Here is a 13,413-nt window from a genome sequence, read left to right on the forward strand (position 1 = left end):
CCCGGGCGGGGATCACTCGAAACGAGAAGGATCCCCTGCTCCGACGCGCACGATCTCGGGGACACCGGACGAATAGTCGACCACTGTGGTTGGTTCAGTTCCGCAATCACCCGAGTCGATGACCGCGTCGAGCTGGTGGTCGAGTTCTTCCTTGATCTGCCAGCCGTCCGTCATCGGCTCCTCGGCGCCGGGCAGCAGAAGGGTGCTGGAGAGGATCGGTTCACCCAATTCCTGCAGGAGCGCACGCACTACCGGGTGACTGGGGATGCGCACCCCGACGGTCTTCTTCTTGGCGTGTGCCAGCCGCCGCGGAACTTCCTTCGTGGCGGGAAGGATGAACGTGTATTGGCCCGGGGTGGCGGCTTTCACCGCGCGGAACGCCGAGTTGGTGACGTGGACGAAATGCCCGAGCTGCGCGAAGTCGGCACAGACGAGCGTGAAATGGTGATCCGACCGCAGGTGACGGATCTCGCGGATCCGATCGGTGCCCGAGTGATTGTCCATTCGGGCGCCCAAGGCGTAGCAGGAATCGGTGGGGTAGGCGATGACCGCGTCGTTGCGCAGCATTTCGACGATCTGGCTGATCGCGCGCGGCTGCGGGTTTTCGGGATGTACGTCGAAGTATCGGGCCATCAACTCAGCTTAGTTCAGTCGGCAGATCACGAATGCAGTTCACCGTTCAGACTGTGGTCGGCGAGTAATCCCGTCAGTTCTTCGGCGTAGGCGAGTTGCTTACGTAAGTGTATGCAGCTTTCTTCCGCTCGGGTGTGGCAGGCGGTGACGAATTCGGTTGCACCGGTTCGCATCGACGCGTCCGAACCTTCGTCACCGAGCACTGCCAGAGAATCGAGGAGTTGTTTCATTTCTTCGAGACTGAATCCGAGCGGCTTCATTCGTCGGATTACCAGTAGCCGCTGGACGTCGGCCTCGGTGTAGAGGCGGAAACCTCCGGCGCTCCGCTCGGAGGGGGTCACCAGACCAACCTCGTCGTAATGACGGATCGTCTTGATCGACAGTTCGGTGCGCTCGGCAACCTGACCGATCTGCATGTTCTGCCCCTGGCCCGCGTGTTCCGGCTCAGACATCACTCCCACTTTCGTCGCGCTGACCCTCCATACTCTCAATGACCATCACCCAGGCGACCGGACAGGCGCAGATGGCGCTCGGCCGACGCGCCGTCGAGGCCCACGATCTCGACTTTCTTGCCTCTGGCGGCGTACTTGGTGGTGATGGCGTCCAGAGTCGCCACGGTCGACGCGTCCCAGATATGAGACTCGGAAAGATCGATGACAATGCTCTTCGGGTCGCCGACGTAGTCGAACTGATAGATGAGATCGTTGCTCGATGCGAAGAACAACTCGCCTCGAACCGCATAGACACGGGTGTCCTCGTCCGGATGCGCTACGTCGATAACTTCGGTGAGGTGCGCGACGCGGCGGGCGAAGATCACCATCGCGGTAATCACTCCGACGATCACGCCGTAGGCGAGATTATGGGTCGCGACGGTGACAGCCACGGTGACCAGCATGACCGTTGTCTCGCCGATCGGCATGCGGCGCAAGGTCTTCGGATTGATGCTGTGCCAATCGAAAGTTCCGACCGAGACCATGATCATGACGGCCACCAATGCGGCCATGGGAATCAGCGCCACGATGTTGCCGAGGCCGACCACGAGTATCAGCAGGAACACGCCTGCAAGGAAGGTCGAGATCCGAGTGCGAGCGCCGGAGACCTTCACGTTGATCATGGTCTGGCCGATCATCGCGCACCCTCCCATGCCTCCGAAGAAGCCGGTGACGATGTTCGCGACGCCTTGGCCCCACCCTTCTCGGGTCTTGTTCGAGTGGGTATCCGTGACGTCGTCGACGAGCTTGGCGGTCATCAACGATTCCAGGAGTCCGACGAGCGCCATGGCCAACGCGTACGGAGCAATGATCGACAGTGTGTGCATTTCCAGAGGGACGTCGGGGAACAGTAGCGTCGGCAGGCTCGACGGAAGTTCGCCCTCGTCGCCGACGTCGGGAACATCGAATGCGAAAACGACTGTGGCGGCGGTCAGTAGCACGATCGCCACCAGCGGAGCCGGGACCGCGTTCGTCAGTTTCGGCAAGAACACGAGAATCAGCAGGGCGACCATCAGGAGTGGGTAGACGACCCACGGAACATCGATCAGGTGGGGGAGTTGGGCGATGAAGATCAAGATGGCCAGTGCATTGACGAATCCCACCATGACGCTGCGCGGGATGAAACGCATCAACTTTGCGACGCCGAGGAGGCTCAACACGATCTGGAGGAGGCCGGCCAGGAGGACTGTCGCGATCAGGTAGTCGATTCCGTACTCGCGCGTCAGTGGAGCGACGACCAGTGCGACGGCGCCGGTGGCCGCGGAGATCATGGCAGGTCGTCCGCCGACGACGGCGATGGTCACAGCCATCGTGAACGACGCGAACAGCCCCACCCGCGGATCCACCCCGGCGATGATCGAGAACGAGATCGCTTCGGGGATCAATGCCAAGGCCACGACCAGTCCGGCCAAGACTTCGGTTTTGAGTCGGCGAGGTGACCGAAGCGCGGTTCGTACCGAGTTGTCGATGGTGGATGAAGCGGTGGTTACTGCCATGAGATTCCGTCCTGACGAGGTTCTCAGACTCTACCCTCCCGTAAGGGTAGAGTGTGAACGAGAATTTGACAGCGATGCGAGTGTCGGTCGAATTCTATTTCGCTGCAATGAATCTCGATTGTCTCGATTCAGCGGAAGGGGAAGGCTCGCGTTGGCTGTCAGATGTGACGGCCGGTAACCCTTACCAAGTATTTACCTACTGTGTGGTTTTTGTTGATCGAAAACTGGCCAATTCGGGCGTTCGCTCCGTTACAGTTCGGCGGCAAACGTCAATCAGGTTGTTCCGAGAGGACATCATGTCAAAACGCTTACTGAATGCTGCGCTGCTAGCCGGCCTCCTTGCCGGTGGAACCGCGGTGGCCGTGATTCCGGCGACCGCGGCACCCGTTGCAGAAACCACGTCGACAACTTTTCAGGTCACGTGCCGCGCAGTTCCGAGTGCGTTCTCCGGGCCGTCGTCAGACGGAAAGCCTGCCACGGTGCGGGTCTCGGCTCCGTCGGTCGTAGCGCCAGGTCAAGTCTTCGACATCGACGTGGATCCGGGTAGCGTCCAGATCCCGAACGATGTGAGCGGCGCAAGTGTCAAGAAGATCTCACGTCTGAAGATCGATCTTCCGATTCCGGCCAACGCGGAGTTCGTCTCGGCGGTGGTCACCGATCCGGGCAATGTCGTTGCCGGGAAACCTGCTTCGGTGATTCGTGTAAACGAAGACGGCACTCCCACTCCTGACGGCACGATACTCCGGTTGTCCGGCGCAAACGAAGCGATCGGCAACAGTCCGTCATCGTCGTCGGGAGCGCACGGTGGTCTCGCGATCAATGCTCAGTCCGGTGCCGAGACGAACATCGTCTTTCCGAAGATCAGAATTACCGTGAAGGCCGGGTCTTCCGGCGTGGTCGAGACCAATGTCCGGACCTCGGGCGCTGCAGGTACTTTCGGTGGGCCGGAGTCATTCTTGACCTTCCTCCCTCAGGTCAGTCACTGGCTCGCGGGAACGATCTGGGCGCCTACGTCCTGCTCACCCCGCGACAGCGAGACCGGCCCTCTCAATGCCGGTGCCGGCGGCCTGGCGTCGACAAAAATCGACGGGGACCTGGGACCGGTCGATCCTGAGCCCGGTACCGACATCGTGACCACACTCGAGGGACCGGCTACCGCCGTAACCGGCACCAAAGTGTCCTTCGCTACTCACGTCGAACCGGAAAATGCCACGGGAACAGTCCAGTTCATGGTCGACGGCAAGCCCGCCGGCGAACCGCGGCCGGTGGTTCGCGGTATCGCCCGCCTGGATCTGACCTTCGGTAAGGCCGGAATCAAGTCTGTGACTGCGGTGTTCACCGCTACCGATGACGAGGCGAAGCACATGTCGGCGGCACACATTCTCACCGTCACCGGCGATTCAACAGGTCCGGTCGATCCTAACCCGACCGATCCGGGCACGCCGGGCGGTCTGGGCAGCCTCGAGTCCGTTCTGCCGCAGCTGCCGACGGGTTCGCTCGGCGGCAAGTGATCACGGATCTACTTCACCGAACACTCGATGCCCGAGTTCTTTTGAAAGGCAATACATGAACCCCCGTTCTCTGGCTGTTTGCGCAGCCGTACCCGCTCTCGCGGCCGGACTCCTCGCTGTGTCCGCGCCGACAGCAGCAGCATCAGATGCCGTGACACGAACAGTTTCCTTCGAACACAAGTGCCGGGTCGACGGCGCCACCGATTGGGATTCGTCGTTCTCCGACAACATGGAGGTCACGGCGCCCACGTCCGTGCGTCCCGGCGAGCAGTTCACGGTGAAACTCCATCCCGGCACCATGCGTAGTTCGGATTCGGACACCGGTCGAATCAAGTACGACATTGCGCTTCCGCAAGGGGTAACACTGGTTTCGTACTCTCTCGTCGGTGATTCGTCGTCCAACTTGACCGGCGAAGCTGCGGTACTGCTCCGTGTGGGTGCAGACGGAAATGCGAACGCCACCGGTGAATATTTGCGCATTACCGGGACCAGCAACAAAACTGTCAACGACGGTCCGAGCGCGAACGACAACAAGCCCAAGGAAGGGCTGCAGGTCAAGGCCAACACGGACTTCCGTCTGCCGGCAGTCGAATTGAAACTCGAAGCTCGCTCCGACGAGGGCAATGCGACGACGCACTTGCGTGCAGGGGCTTCGAGCCCGACTATCAAGATCAAAGACACAAGCATGAGCTTCGGCGAGTCCCGATGGGTCAATGCCGCTGGGTATTGTGTTGCTTCGGGCGACGGACGCGGCGCCCTCTCGACTACAGAGGTCTTCTCGACCAACCAGACCGAGACGACGGTCGCTGTCGCACTAGAGGCACTGACGGGCGAAGACGTCAAGATCGCGGCGAGCATCGACCCGAATCCAGGTGAGGGAACAGTCGAGTTCTTCGACGGCGATACCAAGATCGGCAGCGCCGCAGTCGATTCGAATGGCCATGCTGAACTGGTCTGGCCGTTCCGCGACCAGGGCGAGCATCGCATCACCGCAAAGTTTCTGGGTACCAAGAAGTTCAGTTCTTCGGAATCTGCGGACAAGACCGTGACCGTCACCGTGCCTGGTGTCATCGTCGTCGAGCCGGTGGATCCGACGGATCCGGAAACACCGGGCGGAACCGGAAGCCTCGGTGACATCTTCTCGAAGCTGCCGACGGGCTCACTCGGAGGCTGAGTCACCCAAACGGCAGGGGAGCGTCGACGTTTCGGCTCGAATCTGGGTGTGTGGTCGAATACTGGAATGACAGGTTCGAATCATGTCGAGAGCCGCAACGCCGGCGTTCCCTGTTTTTCTCAATGGGAGTCTCCGTCACGGAAACCGGGCCGGAACCACAAAAGGTAGCTCACCAAAACTCGTGCCCTTTTACTACCGTTGGTTGAAGAACTGCGCGATCCGCGGGTTCTTACATCAACAAGCCTTCGAACTCGCCGCTGCGGTTCAGGTATGAACAAGGTAGGGAAAATGCGCAAGGTTGGTTTGCTCGCGTCCGCTGCGGCAGTAGCTGTCAGTGTGGCAATGATCGGGACGTCTACGGCTTCAGCAGCGCCGGGAAGCATTCCCGGACACGGGCTGTTCGACGTGCCGTGGGAGGTGTTGCCGGGAACCTACACGACTTCTGGACCCGAATCGGCTGACATGCCATGCATTTACGGCCGAGCAAAAGTTGGCGGCGACGGTGAATTGAATGTCCTCGAGTTCGAAAGCACCCTCGAACCGGCGACGGTCACGATTCTCTTGACGGATTCTCGCTTCACCACCGCATATTGCGCTGATTGGAAGAGAGTGTCGTCAATCGGATCGTTGGACCTCGGATCACTTTTCGGGTCATAGACGTCTCCTGGATTGACATGAATATCGGATATGGCTGTTCTTGCCATTTCGATTGAACACTCGGCTCGCGGATGCGCTCGTTCGTCTCGAGTTGCCGACCACTCGTCGCATGAGTCGACGACCAGGGACTTTGGCCCTCGGTATTTACCTACCACTCGGTATATTCTGCGAAGGTACGGACTTCGTGAACCGATGTGAGTTGGCTCCGGGGGACGTGCCGGCCTCGCAGGACCGCCCGCAAAGTCAGCCCGGTGAGGCCACCAGAAGTTCGCGCATTTCGACAGATTGCCGCTGGGTCCGTCCGCTACGAGGGGAGCGGACGGACCAGACGGCACGAGAGAGTGCCATGCCTGAACGTGGTCAAAGCAGAGTGGACGCGGGGATCATCGCCGTTGTCGCGATCGTTACCGGTGTGTTCGTTGCACTGACCGGTCACGGTCTCGTTGCAGCGCTGGCCACCGTGTTGGGGCTCGCGCTCGGAATGGCGATTGTGCGGTATCTGATCAAGGGCCGCTGATCAAGGGCCGCTGATCAAGGGCCGCTGATCACTGGACTCTGATCACCGTAAAGAGTTTCAGCAGGTCGTGAGAATGTCGGCGATGGTGTCATGTTCGGCTTGGGTGACCCACAAACCGTATGCCGCTTTGACTTCCACTTGAGCAGTCACGTACTGGCAGCGGTAGGCCTTGTTGGGTGGCAGCCACGACGCCGCGTCGGAATCCGACTTCTTCTGGTTCGTGGGTCCGTCGACAGCGCGCAGGTTTCGAGGGTCGTTGGCGAGATTGGTTCGCGTTTGCGTATCGAGCTGCTGCGCGCCCTTCTGCCAGGCGTCCGAGAGTGCGACAACATGGTCGATCTGGACTGCAGAAGACGTGTCCTGGCCGCGGGTGAAGGAGATGGTCTTGTTCGTGTACGGGTCACGGAGCGTACCGGTTTGGACCGAGCAGCTTTTGGAACCGTCTTTGAATGTCAGGTCGGTGAGGTCACGCCGCAGGATGTCGTTTCGGGTATCGCAGCCGTTGTGGCCGAACTCGACGGTGACGTCGTCGGTCCAGGCGGTACCGAACAGTGCACGGTCGTATCCGGTCTTGGGTGCGCGTCCCTTGATGGGGATCTGTGCCAGCAGTTCAATTGCGGCGGACGAGGGAGCCGAAGTTCCGGCCGATACCGTCGTCGTGACGCCGGATCCGATTCCTGAACCGAGAGAAGATGTTTCGGGTGCATCGGCCTTGGAATTGGCGCAGCCTCCCAGCACGATCACGGCAGCGATGCCGATGGTGACGCCGGTGATGCCGCGCCTGTGATGTGCCGTGCGTGCCATGTGCGAGAGTCCATTTCTTCGAGAGATGAACTACAAGTATGTCATTCGCGACATTTCGGGCTGAACCGGCACCTCCCGTCAGTCCGGTCGAAGTAGCCACCGCTTCACCGGGACGGAGACTAGAACTCGCGGGCCGTCGCGAGTCTCATCTGCGGCGTCCCATCCGTCGTACTTCTTGCCGAAAAGTCGCGGGAGATCACCGAACTCGTCGACGTTGCGATGAATTGTTGCGAGACCCTGTGCGACCCACGGGTCGCGTGTGGAGCCGTCAACCGCCAAGGAGACCCGAGGATCGTCCCGCAAGTTCCGAACCTTCCGATTCCTTTCGGCGCTCGGAATCCAGAATGTGTTCTGACGCAGCAAGAACCAGACCGGAGTCGTGTGCGGCGAGCCGTCAGTTCGAAGGGTGGTCAACCACACGCAAGGAGTGTCCGCGATAGTCACGGTCTCAGTATCGGTGCCCGCCGGAGGTACACAAGTCGACGATGCGAAACAAACAAGGCCCGGTTGTCGCCGTGCGGCGACAACCGGGCCTTGTCGGGAGGTGTGGAAGCGTCAGATCTCGATCTTGGGGGTCTGTTCGCCCAGCTTGTGGCGAGCGAGTGCCAGGTTCGCACGTGCGCGGTCGAGGACGAGGTACACGAACAGCGTCGAGAGTCCGGGCGTCTCGAGGACACGAATGAGGTGGTACTGGTTGCTCAGGGTAATCAGGATGTCTTCCAGGGTGTCGGTAATCCCCAAGTTACTCATCGTGCGGAGCTTTGCTCGCACAACCTCGGAGTTGCCGGCGCCGGCGTACTCGAGGCTGAATGACGGGTTGCCGCTCATGCCGAGAACCATTCCGCTGTCGGCGTCGACGACGGCTACACCGCTGGCACCGTCGATGCGCATCAATTCGCCGAGGATTTTGTCGATGTTGCTCATTACTTCTCCTTGGTTGGACAGAGCCGCGCGGGGCGACTCCAGGTGATGCTTCGGTGGTGAAGTCATCGGTACATTTCGAGGTGGAATCGTTGGTTGCGGCGTCGGGGGTGGGCCGGGCGGCAACTGTTCAGCCTGTGAGATTTGGGGGCTTGCTCCGCTATGCGCAGATGAGCGGCCGTTCGACGACTCGAATTCGTCGATGCGGTCTGCGGGCAGCCAGCCGTCTCCAGGGGGTGCGTTGAGCGGCCATCGCGTGTCTGTCTCGTAGTCCGGGACCGGCGGCTGGAGTTGTGGATACACCGGCGCAGTCAGTGGTCGCTTGTACGGAATCGGTTGACCGCCCGCGTCGCCGACGTTCGCGAACCAGGCGGCGTACCCGGGATCGCTGCGATCGAGGTTTTGCCCGCGATCGTCATCATCCTCCCGGGAACCTCGTCGACGAAAAAGTCCCACTCGTTCCAGCCCCTTAAAGACGAACTCTTTCCGATCGGTGCGTTCCGGATGAACGCGGCAGACCGGACAATCCCACCCGTAGTTACTTTGCAGTTAAATCACCGTAGCATGGGTTTGCGAAGGCGGTATACGGTCCAATACCGCAGACGGGAGGACGAGGCGCTCGGATTCGGCAGGCTGCGCGGGCGATTGTCGCTGATCGGCGATGCCGGTCCGTTCGAACCTCAGTGGCCCTCTGGCATCCTTGAGGGATGAAGAAAACGATCACCGGGTTCATCGGTGCCTGCTCGCTGGTGGCGCTGGTTGCCTGCGGTTCTGACGGAGACAAGCCGACCGAGGTCGGAACACTCACTTCCTCCGCTTCGGCGACCACTACGGCGACGCCGACGGCGTCATCCGAGGCTCCGGCAACGTCGTCGGACATGACTACCGAGGCACCTTCGGTCGAGTCGAGCGCTCCGGTGGAGGTTCCTTCGGACCCGAACGCAAGCTCGGCGCTGCCGCGGACATACGCGCAAGCCTGCGCCGACGTTCTCCGGTACCTCGACGCGTACCAGCCGGCAATCGACCAGTCGGGCGAGGAAATGGGTATGACGCGTGAATCATTGGCAAACGACATGATGACGTCCATCCAGGCTTATCCCGAATGGTCGAGCTTGTCTGCCGACGAGCAGGCCGAGGTCACTCGCGGATTCGCCGCAGCGACCGCAGGAAGCTGCTGACTTCCCTTCAGAACAACGATTCCTGAATCGCCACGCCAGGGGATACGAACTCGCCGACGGTGATGGTTCGACCGACCAGTCCGGACACGTCCGCGACAAAGCGTGGTGATTCAGGGTCGGTGTCGATCCGCAGCGATGCGATCGACCCGGCAAGGCCCTCCAAATACAGAGAATGCTCCCCGGACTCGAAAGTGTGCGGATACGCGATCAACGGTGCCGCATCGAAGACCACGTCGGCGCACGCCGGCGCCGTCCATTCTTCGGGAGCCTCCAGGATCTCGATGCCGTCGATGTCCGCCCCGATGTCCTTCAACTCGTCTTTGATCGACGATACGAAGTGATGCAACGACTTTCGGAGTTTCTCGCGATCCAAAGAACCCGTCAGTGCTTCGATCTTTCGAGACGTACGGATGGCCTGGCTCAAGTGGAACTCTTCCGACACCCGGGCTTCGAGCGAACGGATGCTGTAACCGTCTGTCGACCGCGCGACGAACAACGCGCAGACTGCTCCCTGCTCGGCGACTCGCGGATGCTTGCGGAACTCGGACGCCGTCCCCACCTTCATCTGACCGCCGGCGAATACGTCGACGTAGAGCCATTGTGGTTGTGCGAGGTAGGTACGCACGTTCGGATGAATGTGCGCACCGCTGACGTGTGCCTGATGAACTGTGGTGAACCCCTCACGATTTCGGCACCGATCGCATTGGCGTCCGGCAACGACGGTGGCCCCGCGGTCACACGGCGAGTGGCCTGGACCTTCTGCGGTGAGATCTCGCCACCCGAGGCAACGGCGGCCCTTCGCTTTGTCGACGGAGAATCGCAGTACCGAGTCGTGAGTGAAGAACGTCGTAGCGGAAGTGGTGTCGTCGACGCATCGGATCCGTGGTGCTGTCGGGTTCGACCATTCGATTCCGCGGACGAGCAGGGTCATGATGAAGTGTCGATTCCTTCTGGACGAGGCGTCGTCGCGGTTGGCGCGGTAGTTCGCAGGTCGACACTTATGGTAGTCAGTGCACGTGCGGTTCAGTGCAGTGGTTGTGCCCCGCGTTGCCCGAGCATCAGTGTCATCAGCCCGGATTCCTGACTCTGGGTGTTGATCATGTCTCGGGCGGACTGTTTCACCGGCCCACTCTCGAGTAGTGCATCGGCGGCCTGCGCCATGGCGATCCCGCCGCGGTGGTGGCGTTCCATCAGTTGAAGGAACATGACCTCGGCATCGCTGCCCTGAGCGGCGCCCAATCTCTCGAGTTCCTCGGTCGTAGCCATTCCGGGCATGACCTCGGTGTCTGTGTCGGGCGCATCGGGTGCCGGGTGATGATGGCCATCGCCGGTGCCGCTGAAGGATGCTTCCATCCACCCCATCGGCGTTCTACTGTTCGGTGGTACACCCGCCAGTCGGAGCCAACCGAGCATGACGCCGATCTCGGTTCGCTGAACGTCGTCGATCTGTTGGGCCAGCCTCGTCACTGCCTGGTCCACATCGGGACTCAGACGCGCGAGAATGAAGAGGGCCTGCTGATGGTGGGTCGCCATGTCGTGCACGAATCCGATTTCGGTTTCGCTCAGAACGGCTGTCTGCGTATGGTTCTCGGGCGCAAACAGGGGGCGCAATGCTGCGCCGAGTACGAGCAGCATCAGGGCCGCCGCGACCAGCGCGACGGCTTTGACCGATCGCGTAGCCGTCATGATCCGACAGTTGTTTTCTGGTCGGTGGGAGGTGTGTAGACGCCGTTTTCGAGCTGCATGGCAACAAAGCCGTTGTCGGCGCACGTCGCCCACAACGTGGTCCCTCGCCATTCGGGTGGGGAGAAGCACCAATCGGTGGAGATGTCGCCGAGAGCGACCATGCCTGACCGCGAACTCAGCGCTTGGCCGGGGTCGAACTGACCTTGCGCGATCGACTGCGCAATTGCCGGCGTGCTGAGAATGGGTACCCCGATGAGCGAGGCGAGAGCATGCGGCGAGTTGGCGAGTTGGAGATTGTCGCCGGTTCGGGCGGGTGGGTTGAAGTACGCAATTTCGTGGACGTCGAAGGGATCTCGAACATCGAAGACCCGAATCCCGCTCGAGATCCATCCACATGCCAGCGCCGTCGGGTCGACTGGGCGATCGGCGGAACAGTAGTGCGATTCGTACGCGAACAGCGATCCACCGGCAGCGGACGCCAGCGCGGTGTCTTGATTCTCCGGCAGATTGATTTCCAGCTTCACCGAGTTGACGACGGTCGGTTCGTTGTCATTCGAGATGTCGATCAATTTGACGCCGCCGGAACCACCCTCGTCGACGGTGAACAGGTACGGCGAACCGTCGTAGGTGACCGGAATGCTGTGTTGGGTGGCCCAGCCGTCGGTCCACGAGAGCTGGGACAGTTGGCGCACTCGCGGATTCGGGACGCGGCGCTGAACCTCACTGATGTCGAGAACATGTATTCCGCCGAGATTGTTCGACAGGTACATGCGATTTCCGTCGGGACTGATGCCGAAGCCGTGGGTCGACAACCCGATGAGGTCCTGCCAGATGACGCGAGGGTTGGCGGGATCGGTGAGATCGACGGCACTCACAACACCGGGCGCGGTGCCGGAAGACCAGTATGTGTTGCCGTCCGGTGAGAATCCGCCTTCGTGATTGGTGATGGGCAGCAACATTCCCAGATCGGTTCCGGGGCCGGGGTTGAGTAGTTTCGGGTGCGCGCAATCGGAGATGTCGTAGACCGACATCAGGCCGACGCCGGTCAAGAGCGGAACGCCCGTGCCCACCAGCAGCTTTCGTGCGGTGTTGACTTTGAGACTCTCCCACGTTCCGGCGAGCATCGCGGGTTCGGTCAGGGTAGCGGTGAGTGCGGGGTTGGCAGGATTCGATACGTCGAGAACTTGGACACCCTGCGCGGGGCCCAGGAGGTTTCCGGGGAAGAAGCTGCCGACGTACGAGCAGTGTTCGAAGTTGGTGGACGTGATTCCGCCGCCGCGACCCGAGTAGCCGCCGATCTGAGACATGTTGCAGCTGTATCCGTCTCGGCTGCGTCCGCTGTTTCGGTCCTCGGCGGGCACATCGCCCTGCAATCCTGTCTCGGGCATCGAACCGGGCCCGCATTCCGCGCGACTTGCTGCATTCGAGCCGACGCCTGAAGCCTCGAGGATGGAGCCGGGGGCAGCGGCGGGTTCGGCAGCGGCAACACACACCGGAAGGATGGTGATCAATGCGACGAGCGCGATGGCAGATCTGGTTCTGATGGTCGTGAACGATTTCATCGAGTCCAACTCCCGGTGCGGGATTGCCTTTCGTATCTCTCACGGACAGACGTGCCTCACGGACAGGCAGCACGGAGGGCAGGCGCGTGTTCGAGCGCTCACGACGGTCGGGTCGGGGTGTGAACCGGTGTCGGGCCGCAACCAACCGGACAATGCTGTCCGGTTGGTATCGTAGTGTGCGTGACATCGTCTGGCCGCGTCAATAGCGGATCCCTCAACAGAGGGCCGAGAGATGCGGCGCGCAATCGTGCGGCGCTCATCTCGGCAGCTCGCGAGGTGTTCGCCACTCATGGTTTTGCTGCTCCGCTCAGCCTGATCGCCCGCACGGCAGGAGTCGGCCAGGGCAGCCTCTACCGGCACTTTCCCACTCGCGAAAGCCTTGCCCTCGCGGTGTTCGACGAGAACATCGTCGAACTGCAAGACCTGGCTGCCGATCCGGATTCGACTCTCGACGATCTTTTTCGTTTGTTGGTCGACCAGATCACCACCTCCATCGTGTTCGTGGAGGTCATCAAGCCCGTCTCCTTCGGCGACTCTCGACTGAATTCGGCAGGCACCCGCCTGACCGATCTCCTCGAAGGACGCCTCGAGGAGGCGCGTCGAGCTGGGAAGATACGCGAGTCCGTCACTGCTGAGGACGTGATCCTGGCGATCGCCATGTTTGCCGCGATCATGGAACGGACCGCCGAGAGCTCGCGAAGAGAAGTCGCGCACTCGGCGTGGAACCTTCTTGTGCAGGGACTGGCCGGACCGGCAGCGGCGGGCTGAGACGCGTTCGCCTCG

At 61.2% G+C, this 13,413-nt stretch carries 14 protein-coding genes and 1 pseudogene; 6 read left to right on the top strand and 9 right to left on the bottom strand.

The annotated features are described in order from the left end of the window. Positions 1-12: 12 nt before the first annotated feature. The 3 genes from ACFWEM_RS17905 to ACFWEM_RS17915 are packed head-to-tail and all read right to left on the bottom strand — an operon-like array spanning position 13 to position 2,620. Complete coding sequence (locus tag ACFWEM_RS17905; RefSeq protein WP_003945756.1) at positions 13-633, bottom strand: L-threonylcarbamoyladenylate synthase; 621 nt, start codon at positions 631-633, stop codon at positions 13-15. Positions 634-659: 26 nt separating this feature from the next. Continuing rightward, complete coding sequence (locus ACFWEM_RS17910) at positions 660-1,085, bottom strand: MerR family transcriptional regulator (protein ID WP_378535530.1); 426 nt, start codon at positions 1,083-1,085, stop codon at positions 660-662. A 35-nt stretch (positions 1,086-1,120) separates the two neighbouring features. Then, positions 1,121-2,620, bottom strand: a complete 1,500-nt coding sequence (locus ACFWEM_RS17915) for a SulP family inorganic anion transporter (protein ID WP_378535532.1) — start codon at positions 2,618-2,620, stop codon at positions 1,121-1,123. 296 nt (positions 2,621-2,916) lie between these two features. Here ACFWEM_RS17915 and ACFWEM_RS17920 point away from each other — a divergent pair, with 296 nt between their 5' ends. From ACFWEM_RS17920 to ACFWEM_RS17935, 4 genes are all read left to right on the top strand, one after another. After that, a complete protein-coding gene (locus ACFWEM_RS17920; RefSeq protein ID WP_378535534.1) occupies positions 2,917-4,131 on the top strand; it encodes an Ig-like domain-containing protein in 1,215 nt (404 codons plus the stop codon). Between the two features lie 55 nt (positions 4,132-4,186). After that, on the top strand, positions 4,187-5,305 hold the full coding sequence (locus ACFWEM_RS17925; protein ID WP_378535537.1) for an Ig-like domain-containing protein: 1,119 nt from the start codon (positions 4,187-4,189) through the stop codon (positions 5,303-5,305). Positions 5,306-5,593: 288 nt separating this feature from the next. After that, positions 5,594-5,962, top strand: a complete 369-nt coding sequence (locus ACFWEM_RS17930; protein ID WP_378535539.1) for a hypothetical protein — start codon at positions 5,594-5,596, stop codon at positions 5,960-5,962. Between the two features lie 346 nt (positions 5,963-6,308). Further along, a complete protein-coding gene (locus tag ACFWEM_RS17935; protein WP_378535541.1) occupies positions 6,309-6,479 on the top strand; it encodes a hypothetical protein in 171 nt (56 codons plus the stop codon). Between the two features lie 60 nt (positions 6,480-6,539). On the opposite strand, the pseudogene ACFWEM_RS17940 reads toward ACFWEM_RS17935, so the two are convergent. The 3 genes and pseudogenes from ACFWEM_RS17940 to ACFWEM_RS17950 all read right to left on the bottom strand — a co-directional run. Then, positions 6,540-7,283: pseudogene (locus ACFWEM_RS17940) on the bottom strand (HNH endonuclease family protein); the annotation flags it as partial. 78 nt (positions 7,284-7,361) lie between these two features. Further along, complete coding sequence (locus ACFWEM_RS17945; RefSeq protein ID WP_378535543.1) at positions 7,362-7,727, bottom strand: pyridoxamine 5'-phosphate oxidase family protein; 366 nt, start codon at positions 7,725-7,727, stop codon at positions 7,362-7,364. Between the two features lie 111 nt (positions 7,728-7,838). Beyond that, entirely contained in the window at positions 7,839-8,207 is a 369-nt protein-coding gene (locus ACFWEM_RS17950; RefSeq protein WP_378448756.1) for a hypothetical protein, read from the bottom strand. 704 nt (positions 8,208-8,911) lie between these two features. Between ACFWEM_RS17950 and ACFWEM_RS17955 the strand changes: the two genes are divergently transcribed. Then, positions 8,912-9,382 (top strand): hypothetical protein, encoded by a 471-nt coding sequence (locus ACFWEM_RS17955; RefSeq protein WP_378535545.1) that lies wholly within the window; start codon positions 8,912-8,914, stop codon positions 9,380-9,382. A 7-nt stretch (positions 9,383-9,389) separates the two neighbouring features. Here the strand turns inward: ACFWEM_RS17955 and ACFWEM_RS17960 are convergent, their stop codons facing one another. From ACFWEM_RS17960 to ACFWEM_RS17970, 3 genes are all read right to left on the bottom strand, one after another. Next, complete coding sequence (locus ACFWEM_RS17960; protein ID WP_378535547.1) at positions 9,390-10,313, bottom strand: DUF2797 domain-containing protein; 924 nt, start codon at positions 10,311-10,313, stop codon at positions 9,390-9,392. 92 nt (positions 10,314-10,405) lie between these two features. Next, positions 10,406-11,068, bottom strand: coding sequence for a DUF305 domain-containing protein (locus tag ACFWEM_RS17965; protein WP_378535549.1), 663 nt, complete (start codon positions 11,066-11,068; stop codon positions 10,406-10,408). After that, complete coding sequence (locus ACFWEM_RS17970; RefSeq protein ID WP_378535552.1) at positions 11,065-12,630, bottom strand: LVIVD repeat-containing protein; 1,566 nt, start codon at positions 12,628-12,630, stop codon at positions 11,065-11,067. Before ACFWEM_RS17970 ends, ACFWEM_RS17965 begins: the two co-directional genes overlap by 4 nt. A 180-nt stretch (positions 12,631-12,810) precedes the next feature. Between ACFWEM_RS17970 and ACFWEM_RS17975 the strand changes: the two genes are divergently transcribed. Beyond that, a complete protein-coding gene (locus ACFWEM_RS17975; RefSeq protein WP_378535554.1) occupies positions 12,811-13,398 on the top strand; it encodes a TetR family transcriptional regulator in 588 nt (195 codons plus the stop codon). The last annotated feature ends 15 nt before the right edge of the window (positions 13,399-13,413 follow it).

Source organism: Rhodococcus sp. NPDC060176, from assembly GCF_042728675.1.
Lineage (GTDB): Bacteria > Actinomycetota > Actinomycetes > Mycobacteriales > Mycobacteriaceae > Rhodococcus_F.